Origin of the sequence: Pseudomonas sp. KCJK8993 (assembly GCF_046230915.1) — a bacterium.
Classification (GTDB): domain Bacteria; phylum Pseudomonadota; class Gammaproteobacteria; order Pseudomonadales; family Pseudomonadaceae; genus Aquipseudomonas; species Aquipseudomonas piscis.
In genome coordinates, this window is the sequence record NZ_JBJJLO010000040.1 from 16391 (window position 1) to 38082 (window position 21692).

At 64.7% G+C, this 21692-nt stretch carries 22 protein-coding genes and 2 pseudogenes; 15 read left to right on the forward strand and 9 right to left on the reverse strand.

What is annotated here, in order from left to right:
* Nucleotides 1–19: 19 nt before the first annotated feature.
* Nucleotides 20–487, reverse strand: a complete 468-nt coding sequence (locus ACK6AU_RS14970; RefSeq protein WP_185698046.1) for an RNA methyltransferase — start codon at nt 485–487, stop codon at nt 20–22.
* Between the two features lie 100 nt (nt 488–587).
* Entirely contained in the window at nt 588–965 is a 378-nt protein-coding gene (locus tag ACK6AU_RS14975) for a YajD family HNH nuclease (protein WP_185698047.1), read from the reverse strand.
* A 181-nt stretch (nt 966–1146) separates the two neighbouring features.
* On the opposite strand from ACK6AU_RS14975, the gene ACK6AU_RS14980 reads away from it, so the two are divergent.
* Complete coding sequence (locus ACK6AU_RS14980; RefSeq protein WP_185698048.1) at nt 1147–1440, forward strand: hypothetical protein; 294 nt, start codon at nt 1147–1149, stop codon at nt 1438–1440.
* A gap of 18 nt (nt 1441–1458) precedes the next feature.
* Here the strand turns inward: ACK6AU_RS14980 and ACK6AU_RS14985 are convergent, their stop codons facing one another.
* Both ACK6AU_RS14985 and ACK6AU_RS14990 read right to left on the reverse strand, forming a co-directional pair.
* Entirely contained in the window at nt 1459–1932 is a 474-nt protein-coding gene (locus tag ACK6AU_RS14985) for a cyclic nucleotide-binding domain-containing protein (protein WP_185698049.1), read from the reverse strand.
* Between the two features lie 81 nt (nt 1933–2013).
* Nucleotides 2014–4068: a S9 family peptidase gene (locus ACK6AU_RS14990; protein WP_409299771.1), complete on the reverse strand. Its 2055-nt coding sequence runs from the start codon at nt 4066–4068 to the stop codon at nt 2014–2016.
* A gap of 109 nt (nt 4069–4177) precedes the next feature.
* Between ACK6AU_RS14990 and ACK6AU_RS14995 the strand changes: the two genes are divergently transcribed.
* The 3 genes from ACK6AU_RS14995 to ACK6AU_RS15005 are packed head-to-tail and all read left to right on the forward strand — an operon-like array spanning nt 4178 to nt 6017.
* Complete coding sequence (locus tag ACK6AU_RS14995; protein ID WP_409299773.1) at nt 4178–4654, forward strand: MFS transporter; 477 nt, start codon at nt 4178–4180, stop codon at nt 4652–4654.
* Between the two features lie 33 nt (nt 4655–4687).
* A complete protein-coding gene (locus ACK6AU_RS15000) occupies nt 4688–5464 on the forward strand; it encodes a class II glutamine amidotransferase (RefSeq protein WP_185698052.1) in 777 nt (258 codons plus the stop codon).
* Nucleotides 5465–5474: 10 nt separating this feature from the next.
* Nucleotides 5475–6017, forward strand: a complete 543-nt coding sequence (locus tag ACK6AU_RS15005) for a DUF2937 family protein (RefSeq protein ID WP_185698053.1) — start codon at nt 5475–5477, stop codon at nt 6015–6017.
* Between the two features lie 16 nt (nt 6018–6033).
* Here ACK6AU_RS15005 and ACK6AU_RS15010 read toward each other — a convergent pair whose 3' ends face one another.
* Entirely contained in the window at nt 6034–6954 is a 921-nt protein-coding gene (locus tag ACK6AU_RS15010; RefSeq protein ID WP_409299776.1) for a LysR family transcriptional regulator, read from the reverse strand.
* A 133-nt stretch (nt 6955–7087) separates the two neighbouring features.
* Here ACK6AU_RS15010 and ACK6AU_RS15015 point away from each other — a divergent pair.
* From ACK6AU_RS15015 to ACK6AU_RS15035, 5 genes and pseudogenes are all read left to right on the forward strand, one after another.
* Nucleotides 7088–7274 (forward strand): annotated as a pseudogene (locus ACK6AU_RS15015) (MFS transporter); the annotation flags it as partial.
* Nucleotides 7265–7384 (forward strand): annotated as a pseudogene (locus ACK6AU_RS15020) (hypothetical protein); the annotation flags it as partial. The pseudogenes ACK6AU_RS15015 and ACK6AU_RS15020, both read left to right, overlap by 10 nt.
* A 68-nt stretch (nt 7385–7452) precedes the next feature.
* Nucleotides 7453–8205, forward strand: coding sequence for a 5-oxoprolinase subunit PxpA (locus ACK6AU_RS15025; protein WP_409299778.1), 753 nt, complete (start codon nt 7453–7455; stop codon nt 8203–8205).
* Complete coding sequence (locus ACK6AU_RS15030; RefSeq protein ID WP_185698056.1) at nt 8202–8906, forward strand: allophanate hydrolase subunit 1; 705 nt, start codon at nt 8202–8204, stop codon at nt 8904–8906. The genes ACK6AU_RS15025 and ACK6AU_RS15030 overlap by 4 nt, the downstream gene beginning before the upstream one ends.
* Nucleotides 8903–9820, forward strand: a complete 918-nt coding sequence (locus ACK6AU_RS15035; RefSeq protein ID WP_409299780.1) for a biotin-dependent carboxyltransferase family protein — start codon at nt 8903–8905, stop codon at nt 9818–9820. The genes ACK6AU_RS15030 and ACK6AU_RS15035 overlap by 4 nt, the downstream gene beginning before the upstream one ends.
* Before the next feature lie 121 nt (nt 9821–9941).
* Here the strand turns inward: ACK6AU_RS15035 and ACK6AU_RS15040 are convergent, their stop codons facing one another.
* The 3 genes from ACK6AU_RS15040 to ACK6AU_RS15050 all read right to left on the reverse strand — a co-directional run bounded on the left by ACK6AU_RS15040 (nt 9942) and on the right by ACK6AU_RS15050 (nt 13350).
* Nucleotides 9942–11120 (reverse strand): VWA domain-containing protein, encoded by a 1179-nt coding sequence (locus tag ACK6AU_RS15040; protein ID WP_185698058.1) that lies wholly within the window; start codon nt 11118–11120, stop codon nt 9942–9944.
* A gap of 164 nt (nt 11121–11284) precedes the next feature.
* Complete coding sequence (locus tag ACK6AU_RS15045; protein ID WP_022642923.1) at nt 11285–12130, reverse strand: MoxR family ATPase; 846 nt, start codon at nt 12128–12130, stop codon at nt 11285–11287.
* A 143-nt stretch (nt 12131–12273) separates the two neighbouring features.
* Nucleotides 12274–13350 (reverse strand): DUF748 domain-containing protein, encoded by a 1077-nt coding sequence (locus ACK6AU_RS15050; RefSeq protein ID WP_409299782.1) that lies wholly within the window; start codon nt 13348–13350, stop codon nt 12274–12276.
* A 126-nt stretch (nt 13351–13476) separates the two neighbouring features.
* On the opposite strand from ACK6AU_RS15050, the gene cysK reads away from it, so the two are divergent.
* From cysK to ACK6AU_RS15065, 3 genes are all read left to right on the forward strand, one after another.
* Entirely contained in the window at nt 13477–14451 is a 975-nt protein-coding gene (cysK, locus tag ACK6AU_RS15055) for a cysteine synthase A (protein ID WP_022642925.1), read from the forward strand.
* A gap of 210 nt (nt 14452–14661) precedes the next feature.
* The gene (locus ACK6AU_RS15060; protein ID WP_409299784.1) at nt 14662–15600 is read left to right on the forward strand and encodes an aspartyl/asparaginyl beta-hydroxylase domain-containing protein; all 939 of its coding nucleotides are present in this window, start codon (nt 14662–14664) and stop codon (nt 15598–15600) included.
* Nucleotides 15601–15950: 350 nt separating this feature from the next.
* Nucleotides 15951–16814: a DMT family transporter gene (locus ACK6AU_RS15065; RefSeq protein ID WP_185698061.1), complete on the forward strand. Its 864-nt coding sequence runs from the start codon at nt 15951–15953 to the stop codon at nt 16812–16814.
* Between the two features lie 76 nt (nt 16815–16890).
* Here ACK6AU_RS15065 and ACK6AU_RS15070 read toward each other — a convergent pair whose 3' ends face one another.
* Nucleotides 16891–17835: a LysR family transcriptional regulator gene (locus tag ACK6AU_RS15070; protein ID WP_409299786.1), complete on the reverse strand. Its 945-nt coding sequence runs from the start codon at nt 17833–17835 to the stop codon at nt 16891–16893.
* Between the two features lie 252 nt (nt 17836–18087).
* Here ACK6AU_RS15070 and ACK6AU_RS15075 point away from each other — a divergent pair, with 252 nt between their 5' ends.
* The 3 genes from ACK6AU_RS15075 to araD1 are packed head-to-tail and all read left to right on the forward strand — an operon-like array spanning nt 18088 to nt 21673.
* A complete protein-coding gene (locus ACK6AU_RS15075) occupies nt 18088–19413 on the forward strand; it encodes an MFS transporter (RefSeq protein ID WP_409299788.1) in 1326 nt (441 codons plus the stop codon).
* Nucleotides 19414–19448: 35 nt separating this feature from the next.
* Nucleotides 19449–20624 (forward strand): L-rhamnonate dehydratase, encoded by a 1176-nt coding sequence (locus ACK6AU_RS15080; RefSeq protein WP_409299790.1) that lies wholly within the window; start codon nt 19449–19451, stop codon nt 20622–20624.
* A 53-nt stretch (nt 20625–20677) separates the two neighbouring features.
* Nucleotides 20678–21673 (forward strand): AraD1 family protein, encoded by a 996-nt coding sequence (gene araD1 / locus ACK6AU_RS15085; protein ID WP_409299792.1) that lies wholly within the window; start codon nt 20678–20680, stop codon nt 21671–21673.
* Nucleotides 21674–21692 lie beyond the last annotated feature (19 nt).

Consider the following 21692-nt stretch of genomic DNA (forward strand, 5'->3'; position numbering starts at 1 on the left):
GAGATTGGGCGCGGGTGATTCAGAACTTGGGGCCGGAGCGGGTGTTGTTGCCCTTGGCCAGGCGATCGTAGAGCACCACGTTGACCGTCGCCGCGAGGTTCATGCAGCCGTGGGTGGGGATGTAGATCACGTCTTCGCACCAGTCGCGGATCTCCTTGTCCAGGGAGCCGTCTTCCGGGCCGAAGATATACAGGGCGCGGTCGGGGTGGGTGTACTCGGGCAACGGGCGAGCGCCGTCCACCAGTTCCACCGCGACCGGAATGCAGCCCAGGGGAAGGATCTTCTTCAGGTCGTCGATGCCGATCAGCGGAATGTCCTGGTGGACCTTCTTGGTGTCGGTGACGAAGTCGCGGGCACGCTCATAGCGCTTGCCGGTGTAGAACACCGAGGCGACGCCATAGCAGCCGGCGGCGCGCATCACCGAACCGACGTTCTCCGGCGACTTGGGGTTATACAAACCGATGCAGCTGTACCTTTTGTTTGCCACGAGCGAGAAGCCTTGGAGAAAAAAGCGCGATTATACGGCGATTGTTCCAGGGCGGGGGGCTGATCTGGCGAGGGCCGGGGGTACCTCGCCAGGGGGCGGCCTACTGTTCGTCCTTCTTCATCATCCCGGCCAGGGCGGCGAAGGGATTGTGGGTCGCCTTGGCGACCTTGGGGGTGCTCAGGGAACCTTCGCCGAAGTACTGCTGGTCGGTGTAGCGCGAGTGCTCGTTGTCATGGCAGTACAGGCACAGCAGCTCCCAGTTGGAGCCGTCCTGGGGGTTGTTGTCATGGTTGTGGTCGCGGTGATGCACGGTCAGCTCGCTCAGGCGCTTGCCGGAGAATTCCCGGGCGCAGCGGCCGCAGACGTGGGGGTACATCTTCAGCGCCTTGTCGCGATAGCCCATTTCCCGGTCGCGCTGGGCATCGGCGAGGATACGGTCCAGCTTGGAAGTGGTGGACGAAGGAGTGGACGAACTCATGGCTTGACCTTTGGTGAGAGGCTGATGACGGTGATGGTCGAAGTTTAGCGCAGGCCCCGGGTGTCCCGGCAGTCTCCCGGGCGGGCAGCGCGACGAAAGCTGCGCGAGGGCGTGTATTGGAGAAGGCAAAATAGCGCGGTTGGGAGTAGCCTGACACCTGACAATAGCCATGGAGTCATTGATGAAGCGCACTCTTGCAACGGTGCTGGCCGCCGCATTGGCGATGCTCGCCGCGGTCGCGGGCCAGGCCCGGGCCGACGAGCCGCAAGCGGCCCCGGTGGTCACCCCGACACCGGCCCTCGGCGCGCCGGGAACCGCTACCCCGACCCCTTATCCGCAAGTGACCCCGCCCAGCACGCCCAAGGCTGGCGCCAATGGCAGCGCGCCGTTGCTGCCGCCCATCGACATGCCCAAGCCGCCCAAGGACCAGACCCTGCCAGGGCTGGAGCAGAACGACAGCAAGAGCGGGCACTAGGCCCCTGGGGGGCGTGGTTCAGATCTGCTGGGCGAGCAACTGGCCGTCGGCCATGCGCAGGCGCCTGGACAGCGACACGGCCAGGGCGCGGATGATCTTGGCGGCGATCTTCGGCGCGTCGTTGAGCATCTTCTCCAGGGAGTCCTTGCCCAGGTTGAGCAGTTGGCAATCGGTGGCGGCCACGCAGGTGGCCGAGCGCCGCTCGCCATCGAGCACCGCCATTTCGCCAAAGGCGCGCCCGCTGCGCAGGGTGGCGACGCTGACGAGCTGGCCATCATGGCCGCGCTTCTGCACCGCCACCTGGCCACTGTGGATGATGCACATGAAGCTGCCGGCATCGCCCTCATGAAAGATCACATCGCCCTGGGCGATGCTGTTGATGCTGAAGTAGCCGGCGGCGGCGTTGAAGTCGGCGGGCAGCAACTGGTCGAACAGGCCGCAGTCCATCAGCCAATCGCGGATTTCATTGTTCAGGAGAGTGGGTTCGGACATGGGGTCTTTTTCTTGTGTCTGTGGCTCGGGCCTGGATCGGCGGCGGTCCTGGGTTAAGACAGGAGCGCCGCCGGGAGTTCCTCAGCCCAGGCCCAGAATGTTCAGGACAAAGGCATATTCGAGGGCTACGTCACGCAATCCCTGGTAGCGCCCGCTCATGCCGCCGTGGCCGGCGCCCAGTTCGGTCTTGAGCAACAGCAGGTTGGCGTCGGTCTTGGTGGCGCGCAGCCTGGCCACCCACTTGGCCGCCTCCCAGTACTGCACGCGGCTGTCGTTATAGCCGGCGATCACCAGGATGGCCGGGTACGCCTGGGCCCGGACGTTCTCGTAGGGGGCGTAGGCCTTGAGCCGCGCATGCACTTGCGGGTCCTCGGGGTTGCCCCATTCGTCGTACTCGGTGACGGTCAGTGGCAGTTCCGGGTCGAGCATGGTGTTGAGTACGTCGACGAACGGCACTTCGGCAATGGCCACCTGGAACAGCTCGGGGCGCTGGTTGAGCACCGCGCCGATCAACAGGCCGCCGGCGCTGCCGCCGCTGATGGCCAGTTGGCGGGAAGTGGTCAGGCCCTGGGCGACCAGGTGCTCGGCACAGGCGATGAAGTCGTCGAAGGTGTTCTGCTTGTACTCCTGCTTGCCGGCGCGGTACCAGGCTTCGCCCAGTTCACCGCCACCGCGCACGTGGGCGATGGCGAAGGCCACGCCGCGCTCGAGCAGGCTCAGGCGGGCATGGGAGAACCAGGGGTCGAGGCTCGCGCCATAGGCGCCGTAGCCGTACAGGTAGAGGGGCGTGGGCTGGCCCAGGTACTCGCGCTTGACCACCAGGCTGATGGGCACCTGGGTGCCGTCGGCGGCGGTGGCCCACAAGCGCTGGCTGACGTAGGCGTCGGCATCGAACTCGCCCAGCACCGGGGTCTGCTTGAGGACTTGCTGCTGGCCGTCGGCCAGTTGCAGCTGGCGTATCTGGGCCGGGCGGTTGAGGGCTTCGTAGCGCAGGCGGATACACTCGCTGCCGAACTCCAGGCTGTTCTGCACATGCAGGCTATAGGCCGCATCCGGCAACTGCACGCGGTAGCCGGGCAGGCCTTGCGGGCGCACTTCGATGATCGGCAGGCCGCCTTCGCGCAGGCTCAGGGTCATGGCCCCGGCATTGAGGGTCACACCGTCGAGCATCACCTCGGGATCGTGCGGCACCAGCAGTTGCCAGGTGTCCTGGGTGGGGACGCCGCCGGTGTCCTGCGCCTGGTAGAGGGCGAAGTTGATGCCATCGCGGTTGCTGCGGATGAACCAGGTCCACTGGCCATCGAGCAGGCCGTGGTCGACATCGTATTCATGGTCTTCGGTGCGCGGCGCGACGCAGGTGAACGGCAGGTGCGGCTGATCGGCGTCCAGGGCCCAGGTTTCGCTGGTGGTCTTGCTGCCCATGGACAGCAGCAACTGGCGTTCGGAGCTGGCGCGATAGCAATGCAGGAAGAAGCGCCCGTCGGGTTCGTGGAATACCTCTTCAGCAGCGCTGTCGCCCAGGCGGTAGCGCAACAGCTTGTGCGGGCGGTGGGTCTCGTCCAGCTCGCCGAAGAACAGGGTCTGGCTGTCGTTGGCCCAGGTCATGCTGCCGTCGCATTGCTCGAACGGCAGTTCGCTGACCTGGTCGCTGGCCAGCTCCTTGACGAACAGGCTGTAGATTTCCTCGCCGCTGGTGTCGAGGCTGTAGGCCAGGCGCTGGGGGGCGGGGCTGATGCTGGACGCACCCAGGGCGAAGAACCCGCCGTTGGCCAGGACGTTCGGGTCCAGCAGCAGCTGCTCGCGGCTTTCGTCCACCACCAGGCTGTCGTCCGCCGGGCGCGGGCAGCGGTAGTGGCGTGGATACTCGTCGCCGGCGGTGGTACGGGTGTAGTACAGGTACGGCCCCCAGGGCGAGGGCAGGGACAGGTCGGTCTCGAGGATCCGTCCCTTGATCTCCTGGAACAGCGCCTCGCGCAGGGGCGCCTGTTGGGCCAGTTGGCGTTCCTGGTAGCTGTTCTCCGCCTTCAGGTAGTCGAGCACCGCGTCGGTGTCGCGCTCCTGCAGCCAGGCATACGGGTCAGCGCCGCCGGCCTTGTGGGCGATCGGGGCGTTGGTGTCATGGGCGGGTACGGGCATGGGAGGCTCTCGGACGATGACAAATGAAGGCTCGGCAGACGGCGGTGCAGCCTGACACGGGAAAAGTCGTTATCATAAGCGCCTCTTTGCCTGCCTTGCCACGGACACCATGACCGAGAACGACTATCTGATCGCCTGGGGTTGCTACGCCTTCGCCGCCTTGGGTTGCCTGCTGGTGTGGATGCGCCTGACCCGCTGGATGTGGCGTTGGTTGCGCGAGCCGCTGCGCGTGCTGATGGCGGTGCTGCTGTTCAGCCCGACCATCATCGACCCGGTCAAGGAGAAGCTCGCTCCGGCCGTGGCCATCACCGCCCTGGACGTCGCCTTCAAGGTGGGCAACAACGCCTGGCGCGCGGTTTCCGATCTGTTCATGTACGGCATGATCGCCTTCGGCGTGTACCTGCTGTTCGTGCTGATCCGCTGGCCCATCGAACGCGCCGCCCGGGAACGCCGGCAGCGCAACGAAGCGGCCAAAGCCGCGGCCAAGGCCGCCGAGGTCGAAGATGACCAGCCCTTTGGCAGCGCCGGCAACGACCGCTATGGCCGCCCGTCCGTGGCTGGCGCGCGGGTCGAGCCACGCCTGTAACCCCGTTTCCGGCACTGCAGCGAGAGTCCGAGCATGTGTGAATTGTTGGGCATGAGCGCCAATGTACCGACCGACATCGTCTTCAGCTTCACCGGGCTGATGCAGCGTGGCGGCCGGACCGGCCCCCACCGCGATGGCTGGGGCATCGCCTTCTACGAAGGCCGTGGCCTGCGCCTGTTCCAGGACCCGGCCGCCAGCAGCGAATCGGAAGTGGCCAACCTGGTGCAGCGCTACCCGATCAAGAGCGAAGTGGTGATCGGCCACATCCGCCAGGCCAACGTCGGCAAGGTCTGCCTGGCCAATACCCATCCTTTCGTCCGCGAGCTGTGGGGCCGTAACTGGTGCTTCGCGCACAACGGCCAGCTGGCGGATTTCCACCCCGAGGCCGGTTTCTACCGGGCCGTGGGCGACACTGACAGCGAGGCGGCGTTCTGCGACCTGCTCAACCGGGTCCGCACGGTTTTTCCCGAGCCGGTACAGATCGAGCTGTTGCTGCCGATACTGATCCAGGCGTGCAGCGAGTACCGCGGCAAGGGTGTGTTCAATGCCCTGCTCAGCGATGGCGACTGGCTGTTCTGCTTCTGCTCCACCAAGCTGGCGCAGATCACCCGGCGCGCACCGTTCGGCCCGGCCCGCTTGAAGGATGTGGACGTGATCGTCGACTTCCAGGCCGAGACCACCCCCGACGACGTGGTCACGGTGATCGCCACCGAACCCTTGACCGAAAACGAAACCTGGACCCGCTACCAGCCGGGACAGTGGGGCCTCTGGCGGCGCGGCGAATGCGTCAGCCAGGGCCAGACCGAATAAGGACATCCCTATGTTGCTCAGTTATCTGCGTCTGGTGCTGTTCGCCGCCGGTCTGTTGATCGGTGTGCAGGTGCCGGGGTTCATCAACGACTACGCCAAGCGTGTCGAAGCCCACCTGATCGAGTCGCAGAACAGCCTGCAGGGCTTCCAGGCCACGGCGCAGCAGTTCTTCAAGGGCGACCTGAACGCCCTGGTGGCTCACTACCGGGCCAGCGACGACCCGGTGTTTCGTAGCGATGCCCAGAGCCTGAGCGCCTTGCTCGGCCGCCAGCTGGCCCTGGACAAGCAGTACCAGGCGATGCAAGGCCCCTGGTACATCCGCTTGCTGCAAGTGGTACTGGCGGCCGACCCGGCGATCCGCAAGGAAACCTGGGATGGCTACAGCTACCAGATCCTGCTGACCCCGGAGGCGATGTCCTGGGCCATGGGCGGCGCCATGTTGCTGTCCTTCGGCCTGGAATGCCTGTATCGGCTGATCGACTGGGTCGTGCTCGGCGGTCGCCGCCAACGCCAGAGCCGGCCGATCGAGGAGCGCGACCTCAAGGGGCTCTGAGTCCGTGTCGTAGCGTCTATGGCGATGGCGCCAGGAGCAGGTGCTCCTGGCCGACCTGCTGGGCGTAGCGCTGTACCACGCGCTGGCACAGCTGCACGATCTCCTCCACCAGTTCCACCCCCACTCGCCACGACACCACCACCTGTAGGTTCGGCGGTCGCTGCTCGATGGCCAGCAGCGTCAGCTCGCCCCGGGCCAGCTCCTCGCGCACCAGGACCGGCGGCAGGGCGCCGATGCCGAAGCCATCACGCAGCAGCCGAGTGATGGCCGATACCGAATTGACGCAGTTCAGGCGCGGCGCCAGTACGCCGTTGGCCTGCATCAGGCTCAGGATCTGCTGGTGGGGCAGGGAGTTCCTCGAGTAAGTGACGATCCGCTCCCGGGCCAGCTCCACCAGCGAGCCGTAGGGGCGGTGGTAGATCGAGTTGCTGGCGGCGACCCAGCACACCGGATAGCTGGCCAGTTCCAGGCTGCGAATGCTTTCCTGGCGAAGCAGGTCGGTTTGCAGTACCAGGTCGAGAAAGCCTTTTTGCAACTGCTCGCACAGGTTCAGCGAGGTGTCGGCCACCAGCTCGATTTCCACCTGGGGATAGTGATCCATCATCTGCGCCACCAGGGGGCTGAGCCAGGTATGGATCACCGTATCCATGACCCCGATGCGCAGCCGTCCGACCTTGCACGAGGGCGCTTCGATCGACTGCTTCAGCACCTGCAGGGTATCGAGCATCTGCTCGGCATGCTCCAGCACCTTCACCCCTTCGGGGGTCAGGCTGACGCCCCGCGAATCGCGCCGGAACAGCTTGACCCCCAGCTCGTCCTCGAGCACGGCGATGCGGCTGGAGATCGCGGCCTGGGTGGTGCAGAGCTTTTCCGCGGTCAGGCTGAAGTTCTTCAGCCGTGCGACCCAGACGAAGGTTTCGAGGAACTTGAGATTCATGGGATCAACTTTTCTTATGCCTTGGAGCGGCTTTTATTAGTTGGACGTGGGCGCTGCCCGAGTCGAAAAATGCACCGACCCACGATAGGCGTCGTCGTGGTCCAGAACAACACCGATAATCCGGGAGATCGCCATGAGTGCGCCCGATCCACAGGCCGCCAAGGCCCCGCATCGCGTCGGCTGGTATCGCGACATCGACCAGCAGGAGCGCCGGGCGTTCTGGAGCTGCAAGATTGGCTACGGCCTGGACACCCAGATGCTCAGTCGTGATCCCGCCCCTGATCGCCCTGCGGGGCATCATCTCGGCCGCAGCCAGCCTGTGCCCCTGGGCGTGGCCGTCGGCACCTTCGCCGCGGTGTCCTATGGCGTGGTGGTGCTGGCCGCCCTGAGCCTGCCGGAGGCCCGTGGCAAGGAACTCGAGGCCCGCTAGCTGATAACCTGCGGACACTGCACCCGGCCCCCGTGGCCGGCACTGATAAAAACACAGGAGCACCGACCATGAGCCGCCTGCTATTGAACTGCGACATCGGCGAAAGCTTCGGCAACTGGACCATGGGCCTGGATGCCGAGGTCATGCCTTTCATCGATTGCGCCAACATCGCCTGCGGTTTCCATGCCGGCGATCCGGGCATCATGCGCAAGACCGTGACCCTGGCCCTGACCAACGGCGTGCGTATCGGCGCCCACCCGGCCTACCAGGACCTGGCGGGTTTCGGGCGCCGGTCCATGAGCTATTCCGCCACGGAGATCCAGGATCTGCTGCATTACCAGGTCGGCGCCCTCGATGGCATCTGCCGGGCACAAGGCACCCGGGTCAGCTACATCAAGCCCCACGGCGCCCTGTACAACGACATGATGGCCAAGCCGAGCCAGTTGCGCGCGGTGATCCAGGCGGTCGCGGCCTACGACCGGCAATTGCCGCTGATGCTCATGGCCACCCGCGACAACCGCGCGGCCCAGGCCCTGGGCGATGAGCACGGCGTGACCCTGTGGTTCGAGGCCTTCGCCGACCGCGCCTACGACAGCGCCGGGCACCTGGTCTCGCGCCAAGTGCCGGGCTCGGTGCACCACGACTCGGACACCATAGTCCGCCAAGCCCTGGCCATCGCCCGTGGCGAACCCCTGGTGGCCAGCGATGGCAGTGCCTTGCTCCTGCAGGCCAATACCTTGTGCGTGCACGGTGACAACGCCAGTTCGGTGGCGGCGGTGCAGCGCATCCGCGAGGCCCTGGACCAGCAGTCCGACTCATGAACTACCGGGTGGAGGTGGCGGCCATCGATTGCCTGATGGTGCGCCTGTTCGATGGGATCGCCGAAGACCACATGCCCTGGATGCTGGCCGCCGCCGAGCGCCTGCGCCAGGGCTTCGGCGCGGGTCTGATCGACCTGGTGCCGTCGTACACCACGCTGATGGTGCACTACGACCTGCGCAGCCTGGACCCGGGCCAGGCCCGCGAGCTGATCGACGCAGCCCTGGCGGACCTGGTTCCGCTGGATGCCGGAGGCGGGCGCGAGCATGTGCTGCCGGTGTGGTACGACCCCAGCGTCGGGCCGGAGCTGGCGCTGCTGGCACGGCGCAGCGGCTTGCCGGTGGTCGAGGTGATCCGTCGGCACAGCCAGCACCAATATCGGGTGTTCGCCCTGGGCTTCGCTCCCGGCTTCGCCTTCATGGGCCTGGTGGCGCCTGAACTGGCGGCGCCCCGGCTCGATACCCCGCGCAAGCGTGTGGCGGCGGGCAGCGTCGGCATCGCCGAACGCCAGACCGCGGCCTATCCGGCGGTGTCGCCGGGCGGCTGGAACCTGATCGGGCGGACCCCGAGCCGCTTGTTCGACCGCGAGCGCGAGGGCTACAGCCTGTTGCAGCCGGGAGACCGGGTGCGCTTCGCGGCAGTGGAGCGGGCCGAGTTCCTGCGCCTGGGTGGCGACGACAGCCCGCTGGAGGTGCCGGCATGAGCCGTTTGTCGATCGAGGCCAGCACGCCTTTGTGCCTGCTGCAGGACGCCGGGCGGTTCGGTGTGCGCCACCTGGGCGTGACCCAGGGCGGGGCGCTGGACTGGGTGTCGATGTCCTGGGCCAACTGGCTGCTGGGCAATGCCCTGGATGCCCCTGTGGTGGAAGTCACCCTCGGCGGCCTGGCCTTGCTGGCCGAGGACTATTGCCTGCTGGCGCTGGCCGGGGCCGACCTGGGGGCTTATGTAGATGAGCGACCGCTGGCCCCGGGCCGTAGTTTCGTCCTGCAAAAGGGCCAGCGCTTGCGTTTTACCCAGCCGCATTCCGGGGCCCGGGCCTATCTTGCGGCCCCCGGCGGTTTCGACGCGCCGCAGGTATTGGGCAGTTGTTCCAGTGTGCAGCGCGAGGCCCTGGGCGGTCTCGACGGGCAGGGGCGGGCACTGGGCGAGGGCGGGGTACGGGGGTATTCCGGAACCGGTGGTGCGCTCAAGTGTTTGTCGGCCGCACAGCTGGCGGATTGGCCAGGCGCTGCGCCGCTGGAGCTGATCCTCGGGGCCCAGGTCGGCCAGTTCAGTGGCCTGAGCCTGTTCGATGCCTTCAACCGCAACTGGACCCTGGACAGCCGGGCCGACCGCATGGGCGCCCGGTTGTTGGGACCGGTGCTGGAGTACCAGGGCCAGCCGATGATTTCCGAAGGCATCGCCCTGGGGGCGGTCCAGGTGCCGCCGGATGGCCAGCCGATCGTCTTGCTCAACGACCGGCAGACCATCGGCGGTTATCCGCGCCTGGGCGCATTGACGCCCTTGTCCCTGGCCCGGCTGGCGCAATGCCTGCCCGGCAGCAAGGTGCGCCTGGCGCCGGTGGTGCAGGAGACCGCGCATCGGCAGCAGTTGGCGTTCTTGCGCCGCTTTGTGTAATGGCTGGCGGCCGCTGCGCGCCGGTACGCAGCCTGCGGCAGCGGCTACAGGGTATTGATCTGTAGCCGCTGTCGAGTCATCACGAGGCTGCGAAAAGGCCCGCAGGGCCTTGCTTGACGGCCTACTTGGACAGAAAGCGCATGCCTTCTTCCAGGCCGCGCAGGGTCAGCGGATACATCTGGTCCTCGATCAGCTCGCGCACGATGTTGGTGGAGGCGGTGTAGCCCCAGGTGTCCTTCGGGTAGGGGTTGATCCAGATGAGCTTCTTGTACTTCTCCATGAAGCGCTGCATCCACACGTAGCCGGCTTCTTCGTTCCAGTGCTCGACGCTGCCGCCGGCCTGGGTGATTTCATAGGGCGCCATGGCGGCGTCGCCGACGAAGATCACCTTGTAGTCGGCGCCGTACTTGTGCAACAGGTCCTGGGTCGAGGTCCGTTCCGAACCGCGGCGCAGGTTGTTCTTCCACACCGATTCATAGATGAAGTTGTGGAAGTAGTAGTACTCCAGGTGCTTGAACTCGGTCTTGCAGGCCGAGAACAGTTCCTCGCAGATCTTCACGTGGGCATCCATGGAGCCGCCGATGTCGAACAGCAACAGCAGCTTGACGCTGTTGCGCCGTTCCGGACGCATCTGGATGTTCAGCAGGCCGGCATCCCGGGCGGTGTGGTCGATGGTGCCGTCGATATCCAGCTCCTCGGCCGCGCCCTGGCGGGCGAACTTGCGCAGCCGGCGCAGGGCCACCTTGATGTTGCGGGTGCCCAGTTCCACCGAGTCGTCGAGGTTCTTGTATTCGCGCTGGTCCCAGACCTTGACCGCCTTGCCCTGGCGCTTGCCGGCATCGCCGATGCGGATGCCTTCGGGGTTGAAGCCGCCGGAGCCGAAGGGGCTGGTGCCGCCGGTGCCGATCCACTTGTTGCCGCCGGCGTGGCGTTCCTTCTGCTCTTCCAGGCGCTTCTTGAACTCCTCGATCAGCTTGTCCAGGCCGCCCAGGGACTGGATCTGCGCCCGTTCCTCATCGCTGAGCGAGCGCTCGAACTCCTTGCGCAGCCAGTCCTCGGGGATCAGTGCCTGCAGGTGGTCGTCGAGCTTCTCCAGGCCGTTGAAGTAGGCGCCAAAGGCCCGGTCGAACTTATCGAAGTGGCGCTCGTCCTTCACCAGCAGCGCCCGGGCGAGATAGTAGAACTCGTCCATGTCGGCGAAGGTCACGCGCTGCTTGAGCGCGTTGATCAGGTCCAGCAGCTCGCGCACCGACACCGGTACCTTGGCGGCGCGCATTTCATTGAACAGGTTGAGCAGCATGGTTATCGCTCTCTAATGATCTAGGGATCTGTTCAAAAGCTCGCCGAGCGGCGATCAGGCAAGGCAGAAACAGGTGAGGAGGCGGAGTTTAGCGAGCTAAATGAGCATTCCGAACCGGTTTCTAACGCAGCATGATCGACGCGCAGGCAGCTTCTGGGCAGAGCCTAACGACCGCCGCGTCGGCTCATGAAGGCCAGGCGTTCGAGGAGCTGTACATCCTGCTCGTTCTTCACCAGGGCGCCGGCCAGCGGTGGGATGGCCTTGGTCGGATCGCGTTCGCGCAGCACCGCCTCGCCGATGTTGTCGGCCATCAGCAGCTTGAGCCAGTCCACCAGTTCCGAGGTCGAGGGCTTCTTCTTCAGGCCCGGCACCTTGCGCACGTCGAAGAACACATCCAGCGCCTCGCTGACCAGGTCCTTCTTGATGTCCGGGTAGTGCACGTCGACGATCTTCTGCAGGGTCGTGCGGTCAGGGAAGGCGATGTAGTGGAAGAAGCAGCGGCGCAGGAAGGCGTCCGGCAGTTCCTTCTCGTTGTTGGAGGTAATGATGATGATCGGCCGCTGCTTGGCCTTGATGGTCTGGTCGATCTCGTAGACGTAGAACTCCATCTTGTCGAGTTCTTGCAGCAGGTCGTTGGGGAACTCGATGTCGGCCTTGTCGATCTCGTCGATCAGCAGGATCACCCGCTCCTCGGACTCGAAGGCTTCCCAGAGCTTGCCCTTCTTCAGGTAGTTGCGGATGTCGTGGACCTTGTCCACGCCCAGTTGCGAATCGCGCAGGCGGCTCACCGCGTCGTACTCGTAGAGCCCTTGGTGGGCCTTGGTGGTGGACTTGATGTGCCAGGTGATCAGCTTGGCACCGAAGGATTCGGCCAGTTGCTCGGCGAGCATGGTCTTGCCGGTACCGGGTTCGCCCTTGACCAGCAGCGGACGCTCCAGGGTGATGGCGGCGTTGACCGCCAGCTTCAGGTCATCGGTGGCAACGTATGCGCTGGTGCCTTCGAACTTCATCTGCAATTCCTCGAACGGTGACGACGAGCTGCCCGGGGCAGGTCGCTTGAATGGACACGAATGGCGCGACTATAACGCGGCGCTCGCTTGACTGTGAACGCAGACGCCCCATTCAGTCTCTGAATGGAGCGTCACGGGGTGACTCAGTCAGTCGACGGCTTGGGTTGTTCATAGCGGGCATTGAAGGCCTGGACGAAACCGTTGCGCAAAATCTGTAAAAACGCCTGGAATGCGCTGACATCCTGCTGGTGCACGTTGCCGCTGAGCTCGACCCGGGTGGCGAACTGGTTCTTGCGCTGGTTCTTCAGCAGGGTTTCCCCGGCGCCCACCAGGGCTTCCCAGACCGAGCGGAAGATATTCTTGTCGCGGTTCTCGACGTCCTGTTGCCAGTCGAAGACTTCCACGTCCCGCAGCAGCGGCTTGATGTAGCCGTGCAGTTGGCCCTTCTCGGCCTGGGCCTCGATCACCAGGTCGCCGTGCCCGGCCTTGAAGTCGAACTTGCCGTAGGCCGAGGCGAAGTCGTTGAAACGCCTGAGCTCGATATCCCGGGCCCGCAGGCGGAACTCGAACGCCTCGAAGTCGCTCAGGGGATCGAAGGTGGCGTTGGTTTCCAGGGGGGCCTGGCCCAGTAGCAGGGCCTTGCCCTCGAAGCGAGCGTCGCGCTTGCCCTGGGTGTCGACCACGTTGGTCAGGTTGTAGAAGCTGGCATTGACCTGGGTCGCGCCCAGGTTCACCGGTGGATTGGAGCCGAAGTTGCGAAAGTGGAGGGTGCCGTCGTCGATCCGCACTTCATCCAGGGTGATGGGCAAGAGCTTGCCCAGTTGCGCCCGCCAATCAGTGCCTTCACCGGTCTGCGAGGCCTGGCGGTCGGCGCCGCCATCGACGAAGTTCACCTGGGGCTGGACGAACTGCACCCGCGCCACCACCGCATGGTCGTACCGCAGCGCATGCCAGCTCACCGCCAGGTCGATCAACGGTGCCTTGACGAAAGGCACCGGCACCTTGCCGCTGACCTTGACGATCTCCAGGCCGTTGATGCGGTAGGCACCGCGCCACAAGGCCAGGTCGACATCGCTGACCTGGCCACGGTAGTCGCCCATGTCCGCGAGCTTGTCGTTGAGGTAGTCACGCACCAGGTAGGGCAGGGCGATATGCAGGCCGGCCAGCAGCACGACCAGGCCCGCCAGAGTCCACAGGGGCCAACGATAGCGACGTTTCATGGGGACAGCCTCCAGTCCTATAAAGGCATTGACTGCCCTGGCTCCAGGTCGTTCGGCGCGACTGGACGCTCAAGGATGCCAGGCATAACCTTGAGGACTTCTTCACTGCTGCATAAGGACCCAGCCATGAGCCGAATTTTTGCTGACAATGCCCATTCCATCGGTAACACGCCCTTGGTGCAGATCAACCGCATCGCCCCGCGCGGGGTGACCATCCTGGCCAAGATCGAAGGGCGTAACCCGGGCTACTCGGTGAAATGCCGCATCGGCGCCAACATGATCTGGGACGCCGAAAGCACGGGCCGGCTCAAGCCGGGCATGACCATCGTCGAGCCCACCTCGGGCAACACCGGGATCGGCCTGGCTTTCGTCGCCGCGGCCCGTGGCTACAAGCTGATGCTGACCATGCCGGCCTCCATGAGCATCGAGCGACGCAAGGTGCTCAAGGCCCTGGGGGCAGAACTGGTGCTCACCGAGCCGGCCAAGGGCATGAAGGGCGCGATCGACAAGGCGGCGGAAATCGTCGCCAGCGACCCGGGCAAGTACTTCATGCCGCAGCAGTTCGACAACCCGGCCAACCCGGCGATCCACGAAAAGACCACCGGCCCCGAGATCTGGAACGACACCGATGGCGCGGTCGATGTACTGGTGGCCGGCGTCGGCACTGGCGGCACCATCAGCGGCGTGTCGCGCTACATCAAGAAGACCCAGGGCAAGCCGATCCTCGCGGTAGCGGTGGAGCCGGCCACTTCGCCGGTGATCAGCCAGAAGCTCGCCGGGCAGGAGATCAAGCCCAGCCCGCACAAGATCCAGGGCATTGGTGCCGGTTTCGTGCCCAAGAACCTGGACCTCGAAATGGTCGACCGGGTGGAGCTGGTGACCGACGAGGAGTCCAAGGCCATGGCCCTGCGCCTGATGCAGGAGGAGGGCATCCTCTGCGGGATTTCCTGCGGCGCGGCGATGGCGGTGGCGGTGCGCCTGGCGGAAACCCCGGAAATGCAAGGCAAGACCATCGTGGTGATCCTGCCGGACTCCGGCGAGCGCTACCTGTCGAGCATGCTGTTCAGCGACCTGTTCACCGAGCAGGAGACCCAGCAGTAACACGGCTGGCCGTCGGCCCATGGACCGATGGCTGATCCATATCAGTCGCTGCTTGTGCGGCTTATGCTACTTAACGCCGTTGTTGCACGACCGTTAACGCTGAATGTTCGGTCGTGCGGGTTTTTCCGGGGGTCAGGAGTGTTTATCATGACCGGCTGCCAGGTCGGGTGATCGCTCCCCCACCGGTGCCTATTTCCAAGGAGTTGTTGCATGAGCTTTTCCTTTGCCGCCAAGTTCGCGGTGTTGTCGCTGTTCATCGGCAGCATCCTTTTCGTGCATCTGCGCGGTAAGGCGCGCCTGCCGGTACTGCGCCAGTTCGTCAACCATTCGGCGCTGTTCGCCCTCTACAACACGCTGATGTACCTGTTCTCCGGCGTGCCCTCCAAGCCGTACCTGGACCGCAGCAAGTTCCCCGAGCTGGATGTGCTGCGCGACAACTGGGAAACCATTCGCGACGAGGCCATGCACCTGTTCGACGAGGGTTACATCCGCGCCGCCGAGAAGAACAACGACGCCGGTTTCGGCTCCTTCTTCAAGAAGGGCTGGAAGCGCTTCTACCTCAAGTGGTACGACAAGCCGCTGCCCTCGGCCGCGGCCCTGTGCCCCAAGACCGTCGAGCTGGTGAGCGCCATTCCCAACGTCAAGGGCGCGATGTTCGCGCTGTTGCCCGGCGGCAGCCACCTGAACCCGCACCGCGACCCCTTCGCCGGCTCGCTGCGCTATCACCTGGGCCTGTCGACGCCCAACTCCGACGCTTGCCGGATCTTCGTCGACGGCGAGGAATACGCCTGGCGCGACGGTGAGGACGTGATGTTCGACGAGACCTACGTGCATTGGGTGAAGAACGAAACCGAGACCACCCGGGTGATCCTGTTCTGCGACATCGAGCGTCCGTTGAGCAGCGGCCTGATGACTCGCGTCAACCGTTGGGTCAGTGCCCAGCTGGGGCGGGCCACCGCACCGCAGAACCTCGACGACGAGCGGGTTGGCGGCATCAACCAGGCCTATGCCTGGAGCAAGCGTTTCAGCGACAGCTTCAGCGGCGTGGTCAAGCAGTGGAAGCGTCGCAATCCCAAGCTGTACCGCATCCTGCGCCCGGTCCTGGCGGTGGTGGTGCTGGTCATCCTGTGGAAATGGCTGTTCGGATAAATCTTGCAATGAATATCGGGCGCTGGTTATATTCGGCGCTCGATGAGTCAAGCGACTCATTCTTTTCTTCCTTCGAGAACCCTCGGCACATGGCCTTATCCCTCATCAACGCGGTAGTGGTTTCAGCGGTCAACGCTGGCGTCGTGCCGTGCGGGAATCAGCAGCCTGTGCAGATCGGTCAGAACCCCCCACCTGTCAGTAGCACGCCGGTGTACGCAGTCGTATCACCGCCGGGCGTTGGCTTCTCGGGCTGATCAGCAACCGCTGCTGTTTCTCCTGCCCGCCTGAAAAAACACTACTGAACTTCAGCCCTGGCTGAATTGGCTTCTTGCCTGACTACAGGTGGTTTCATGTTGCTCATATCAAAAAAATCCGCTTATGCGGCGGCTTCCACGAGTCTGTTCGTCCTGCTCTGGAGCAGCGGCGCGATCTTCTCCAAATGGGGGCTGGCCCATGCCTCGCCCTTCGCCTTCCTACTGGTGCGCTTCGTCATCGCCCTGGCCGGCCTGGTGCTGCTGGTGCCCGTGCTCAAGCTGCGCTGGCCCAGGGGGCGCCGGGCCATGGGGTTCGCCGTGGCCACGGGCCTGGTGCTGCTGGGCGCCTACCAGATCTTCTACATCCTGGCCCTGGACCTGAAGGTCACCCCCGGGGTGATGGCCACCATCATGGGGGTGCAACCGATCCTTACCGTGGTGCTGATGGAGCGCCAGCGTTCCTGGAGCCGCCTGTTCGGCCTGGGCCTGGGGCTCGCCGGCCTGATCATGGTGGTGTACCAGGGCATCGGCCTGGCAGGCATCTCGATCTCCGGCATGCTCTGCGGCCTGCTGGCCCTGGTGAGCATGACCGCCGGCTCGATCATGCAGAAACGCATCACCGACAACCCCCTGGGCACCCTGCCGGTGCAATACCTGGCCGGGCTGTTGTTGTGTGCGTTGTTCGTGCCGTTCCAGCCGTTCCACTTCGAATACGACGCAGGTTTCCTGATCCCGGTGCTGTGGATGGGGCTGGTGGTATCGGTGCTGGCCACCTTGCTGCTGTACCGCCTGATCGCCCAGGGCAACCTGGTGAATGTCACCAGCCTGTTCTACCTGGTGCCGGCGGTGACGGCGCTGATGGACTACCTGATCTTCGGTAATCGCCTGGCGCTGCTGAGCCTGTTCGGCATGGGCCTGATCATCGTCGGGCTGGTGTTCGTGTTCCGCAAGAGCGCCTGATCGAGGTACACCGGCCGGGTGCAATGCCCGGTCGCAGGCAGTGGCGAGGGAGCTTGCTCCTTCGCCACGCCACCCTTCAGTTGCGCAGGGGGGCCTGCTCCTGGCGTACGGCATCCATGAAGGCCTGCATCGCCGACGACTGGATCCGCTGGCGCCGGGTGATCAAGCCAAAGGGCGGCAGGCGCGCTTCGAACTGGATCGGCAGGACGGCCAGCAGGTGCCGGCCGGGATAGTCCTCGACCACCGAGACCGGGGTGACGCCGATCATGTCTGTCTGCTGGACCAGGGACAGCAGGGTCATGATCGAGGTGGTCTCGACGATGCTGCTGGGAATATCCACCCGGGCGTTGTGGAACACCTGGTTGACGATCGAGCGCATGGGGCTGGGATGCTGCTGCAATACCCAAGTCTGCTCCTGCAATTGCGCCCAGTCCAGTTGCGTGGCTAGGGCCAAGGGGTTGCGGGCTCCGGCGATCACGCACAGGGCTTCTTCACCAAGGCTGTCGAACGACAGTTCCTCGGCCCGCGCTCCGGCTGGAATCCGCCCCAGGACGACATCCAGCTGCTCCTGCAACAAGGCTTGCACCAGGACGTCGCTGGTATCCACCTGGATGCTCATGGACAGCCGTGGATGGCTTTGCTTGAGGGTGGCGATGGTCCGGGTCAGCAGCCCCGAGGCCAGGGCCGGAATGGCCCCGACCGTGACCCGACCCAGGTTGCCCGACTCCAGGGACACCAGTTCCTCACGCATGCCGCTGAGCTCGGCGAAGACCATTCGCGCGTAATAGATCACCGTTTCGCCGAACGGCGTGGCGCGCATTCCCCGTGGCAGCCGCTCGAACAGCTCGACGCCCAGCAGAGTCTCGGCCTCGTGGAGCATCTTGGTTGCCGCGGGCTGGGTCATGCCGATGTGCTCGGCGGCACGGCGCAGCGAGCCGAACTCCTGCAAGGCGAGCACCAGCCGCAGTTGCCGCAGGCGCAGGCGGCTGTGGATCAGATGGGCATCGGGAATCCTGGTCATGGGCGGCTCTTGGTCGGTGGATGGGGCGATCCCAAGCTATCCGATAACCCTAACTGCTAACAAATGCAGATTAGCGATTACCTGGGGTTATCAGCGGATGCCCATAAGTGATTAGCCGGGGCTCGGCCGGCTGGCTACAGTCGCTTCACCCCTTGAGCTGTTGCCAAGCCGCTGTCTTCAAGGGGCGCACAACTACAAAAAGCCGCCTTGTCCCTTGCGCAAGGCACTGACCGGCATTCAAGGAACATCGAAATGACTCGTCCAGACCCTGCCCTGGTACTTGCCAGCGCCCTCTCCAAAAGTCGGCTGCGCTTGCTGCCCTTCCTGATCCTGATGTACATCCTGGCCTTCATCGACCGTTCCAATGTCGGTTTCGCCAAGGCCGCGCTGCAGGCGGATACCGGCTTGGGCGATGCTGCCTTCGCGTTCGGCGCGAGCATATTCTTCATCGGTTATGCCTTCTTCGAGGTGCCCAGCAATTTCATGCTGCACCGTCTCGGCGCCCGGGTCTGGCTGTGTCGGATCATGGTCACCTGGGGCCTGGTGTCGGCGGCGATGATGTTCGCCCACGACGCCCAGACCTTCTATGTGCTGCGTTTCCTGCTAGGGGTGGCCGAGGCCGGATTCTTCCCGGGCATCATCCTCTACCTCACTTACTGGTTTCCGGCCCAGAGCCGTGGCCAGGCCCTGGGGTGGTTCTATTTCGGCCTGCCCCTGGCCCTGGTGCTGGGTAGCCCGCTGTCGGGCTGGCTGCTGGAGTTCCACGGCATATTCGGCTTGACCAACTGGCAGTGGCTGTTCGTGGTCGAAGGCTTGATGGCATCGGTAGTGGGAGTCGCGGCCTATTTCTACCTGGTCGACCGCCCGGCCGATGCTCGCTGGCTGGACGCGGCGCAGAAGCAGGCGCTGCAAGCCGCCCTGGCCGAAGAAGATGCGCGTAAGCAGCACAGCAGTCCCCATGGATTCTTCAGCGCCCTGCGCAATCCGCGCGTGCTGCAGTTCTGCCTGGCCTACTTCACCATCCAGATGAGCGTCTATGGAGTGGTGTTCTACCTGCCGACCCGGATTGCCGGTCTGCTGGACGGCCATGTGGGCTTGAGCGTCGGCTTGATCACCGCGATTCCCTGGATCTGTGCGCTGCTGGTCACCCGCCTGGTGACCCGGCATGCCGACCGCAGTGGCCAGCATCGGCGCCTGGCGGTGCTGATGCTGAGCATGGCCGCCATCGGGATCGCCGCTTCGGCCCTGGGCAGCAGCATGGTCGCGGTGGTCCTGGCGTTCTGCTTTGCCGCATCCGGCTTCGTCGCCGTGCAGCCGCTGTTCTGGACCATTCCCACCGGTTATCTCAGCGGCGCCGCGGCGGCGGGAGGGATTGCCCTGGTCAACTCGATCGGCAACCTCGGCGGTTTCGTCGCTCCCAATCTCAAGACCCTGACCGAAGCCCAGTTCGCCGACCCCCGTGCCGGAATGTTCGCCCTGGCCCTGGTGGGCATTCTCGGCGCCATCCTGCTCTCGCGCCTGAGTGCCCGGCCCGTCGAGTGCTCCACCGAGCCACTGGCTCCGGCCCGGCTCGACTGATCATTACCCAAGCCCTGACAAGGACCCCCCCCCGCATGAAAATCAAAGCGATCCGTACCCGTGTCTTCGAATGGAAAGGCAAGGTCGTCCCCCCCAAGGCGCACTTCTGCACCAACGCCTCGGACATCCTGTTCGAGCGCGGCGACGCCATGGGCTCGTTCCGTTTCCACGGTTGGCTGGTGGTGGAAGTGGAAACCGACAACGGCCTGGTGGGCATCGGCAACTGTGCCCTGGCGCCGCGTGTGGCCAAGCAGATCATCGATACCTACCTGGCACCGCTGGCCATCGGCGAGGACCCTTTCGACAACGAATACATCTGGCAGAAAATGTATCGCCAGAGCCATGCCTGGGGGCGCAAGGGCATCGGCATGGCGGCGATCTCGGCGATCGACATCGCCATCTGGGACATCATGGGCAAGGCCGTGGGCAAGCCGGTGTTCAAGCTGCTGGGCGGACGCACCAAGGAGCGGATCTGGACCTATGCCTCCAAGCTCTACGCCAACGACGATCTCGATCTGTTCCTGGAAGAGGCCCAGGGCTACCTCGACCAGGGCTTCAATGCCTTGAAGATGCGCTTCGGCTACGGCCCCAAGGATGGGCCGGCAGGCATGCGCCGCAACATCGAGCAAGTGCGCGCCTTGCGGGAACTGGCGGGGCCGGATGTCGACGTCATGCTCGAGTGCTATATGGGCTGGACCCTGGAGTACGCCCGGCGCATGTTGCCCAAGCTGGCCGAATTCGAGCCGCGCTGGCTGGAGGAACCGGTGATCGCCGATGACCTGGAAGGCTACGTCGAGCTGAAGAAGATGGGCATCATGCCGATTTCCGGCGGCGAGCACGAATTCACCTCCTACGGCTTCAAGGAATTGCTGGAGCGGCGTGCCGTCGACGTGATCCAGTACGACACCAACCGCGTCGGTGGCATCACCGCGGCGCGCAAGATCAACGCCCTGGCCGAGGCCTGGTCGGTGCCGGTCATCCCCCATGCCGGCCAGATGCACAACTATCACTTGACCCTGTCCAGCACCGCCTCGCCCATGGCCGAGTTCTTCCCGGTGTTCGATGTCGAGGTCGGCAACGAGCTGTTCTATTACGTGTTCAAGGGCGAGCCGCAGCCGGTGCAAGGCTATATCCAGCTCGACGACCACAAGCCGGGCCTGGGCCTGGAAATCTGCGAAGACCATCTCGGCGAATTCAACATCATCGAATAAGCCTCGGCAGCCGTCCGTGGACGGCTGCCGCCATGACATCCAGGAGGACGGGCATGCGCCTGATTCAGTTTGAGAACGATGCCGGCCAGCGCCAGGTCGGTAGGGTCGAAGGCGACCGGGTCCACGTTTTGCGCGATACCGCCAGCACTCGCGAGCTGGCCCTGGCGGCGATCGACAATGAACGCGGCCTGCTGCAAGAAGCCCAAGCCCGTGGCAGCGCCAGCAGCCTCGACTATCCCCGGTTGCTGGAGCAGGGGCGCCTGCTGCCGCCGCTGGACCATCCAGACCCGGCCCACTGCCTGGTCAGTGGTACTGGCCTGACCCACCTGGGCAGTGCCGCCGCCCGGGACAAGATGCACCAGCAGCCGGCCCAGGGCGATGCCGGTGTCACCGACACCATGCGCATCTTCAAGTGGGGCCTGGAAGGGGGCAAGCCGCTGGCCACGGAGGTGGGAGCGCAGCCGGAATGGTTCTACAAGGGCGATGGCAGCATTGTCGTGCGGCCCGGCGGCGACTTTCCGGTGCCGCCCTTCGCCGAGGATGCGGGCGAGGAGCCGGAGTTGACCGGCCTCTACGTGATAGGTGCCGATGGCCGGCCCTATCGCCTGGGTTATGCCCTGGGCAACGAGTTCTCCGACCATGTGATGGAGCGGCGCAACTACCTGTACCTGGCCCATTCCAAGCTGCGCTATTGCGCCTATGGTCCTGAGTTGCGGGTGGGTGCATTGCCGGGCCACTTGGCCGGAACCAGCCGGGTGCTGCGTGACGGCAAGGTGCTCTGGGAACAGGAGTTCCTCAGTGGCGAGGACAACATGTGCCACAGCCTGGCCAACCTCGAATATCACCATTTCAAGTACGCCCAGTTCCTGCGTCCTGGCGATGTCCATGTGCATTACTTCGGCACCGCCACCTTGTCCTTTGCCGACGGCATCCGGACCCGGCCCGGCGACCGCTTCCAGATCAGCCTCGAGGCATTCGGCGCCCCGCTGGAGAACGGCATCGGCGAAGGCCCGCGTCCGGTGGCGGCCGGCCAGGTTCGTGGCTTGTGACTTTCAATTGCCGGCCGTG

What these genes read in the sequence shown, in the direction of transcription:
- ACK6AU_RS14975 (WP_185698047.1), bottom strand. Translation starts at nt 965, where the DNA reads ATGAGTTCGTCCACTCCTTCGTCCACCACTTCCAAGCTGGACCGTATC.
- ACK6AU_RS14980 (WP_185698048.1), top strand. Translation starts at nt 1,147, where the DNA reads ATGAAGCGCACTCTTGCAACGGTGCTGGCCGCCGCATTGGCGATGCTC.
- ACK6AU_RS14985 (WP_185698049.1), bottom strand. Translation starts at nt 1,932, where the DNA reads ATGTCCGAACCCACTCTCCTGAACAATGAAATCCGCGATTGGCTGATG.
- ACK6AU_RS14990 (WP_409299771.1), bottom strand. Translation starts at nt 4,068, where the DNA reads ATGCCCGTACCCGCCCATGACACCAACGCCCCGATCGCCCACAAGGCC.
- ACK6AU_RS14995 (WP_409299773.1), top strand. Translation starts at nt 4,178, where the DNA reads ATGACCGAGAACGACTATCTGATCGCCTGGGGTTGCTACGCCTTCGCC.
- ACK6AU_RS15000 (WP_185698052.1), top strand. Translation starts at nt 4,688, where the DNA reads ATGTGTGAATTGTTGGGCATGAGCGCCAATGTACCGACCGACATCGTC.
- ACK6AU_RS15005 (WP_185698053.1), top strand. Translation starts at nt 5,475, where the DNA reads ATGTTGCTCAGTTATCTGCGTCTGGTGCTGTTCGCCGCCGGTCTGTTG.
- ACK6AU_RS15010 (WP_409299776.1), bottom strand. Translation starts at nt 6,954, where the DNA reads ATGAATCTCAAGTTCCTCGAAACCTTCGTCTGGGTCGCACGGCTGAAG.
- ACK6AU_RS15025 (WP_409299778.1), top strand. Translation starts at nt 7,453, where the DNA reads ATGAGCCGCCTGCTATTGAACTGCGACATCGGCGAAAGCTTCGGCAAC.
- ACK6AU_RS15030 (WP_185698056.1), top strand. Translation starts at nt 8,202, where the DNA reads ATGAACTACCGGGTGGAGGTGGCGGCCATCGATTGCCTGATGGTGCGC.
- ACK6AU_RS15035 (WP_409299780.1), top strand. Translation starts at nt 8,903, where the DNA reads ATGAGCCGTTTGTCGATCGAGGCCAGCACGCCTTTGTGCCTGCTGCAG.
- ACK6AU_RS15040 (WP_185698058.1), bottom strand. Translation starts at nt 11,120, where the DNA reads ATGCTGCTCAACCTGTTCAATGAAATGCGCGCCGCCAAGGTACCGGTG.
- ACK6AU_RS15045 (WP_022642923.1), bottom strand. Translation starts at nt 12,130, where the DNA reads ATGAAGTTCGAAGGCACCAGCGCATACGTTGCCACCGATGACCTGAAG.
- ACK6AU_RS15050 (WP_409299782.1), bottom strand. Translation starts at nt 13,350, where the DNA reads ATGAAACGTCGCTATCGTTGGCCCCTGTGGACTCTGGCGGGCCTGGTC.
- cysK (WP_022642925.1), top strand. Translation starts at nt 13,477, where the DNA reads ATGAGCCGAATTTTTGCTGACAATGCCCATTCCATCGGTAACACGCCC.
- ACK6AU_RS15060 (WP_409299784.1), top strand. Translation starts at nt 14,662, where the DNA reads ATGAGCTTTTCCTTTGCCGCCAAGTTCGCGGTGTTGTCGCTGTTCATC.
- ACK6AU_RS15065 (WP_185698061.1), top strand. Translation starts at nt 15,951, where the DNA reads ATGTTGCTCATATCAAAAAAATCCGCTTATGCGGCGGCTTCCACGAGT.
- ACK6AU_RS15070 (WP_409299786.1), bottom strand. Translation starts at nt 17,835, where the DNA reads ATGACCAGGATTCCCGATGCCCATCTGATCCACAGCCGCCTGCGCCTG.
- ACK6AU_RS15075 (WP_409299788.1), top strand. Translation starts at nt 18,088, where the DNA reads ATGACTCGTCCAGACCCTGCCCTGGTACTTGCCAGCGCCCTCTCCAAA.
- ACK6AU_RS15080 (WP_409299790.1), top strand. Translation starts at nt 19,449, where the DNA reads ATGAAAATCAAAGCGATCCGTACCCGTGTCTTCGAATGGAAAGGCAAG.
- araD1 (WP_409299792.1), top strand. Translation starts at nt 20,678, where the DNA reads ATGCGCCTGATTCAGTTTGAGAACGATGCCGGCCAGCGCCAGGTCGGT.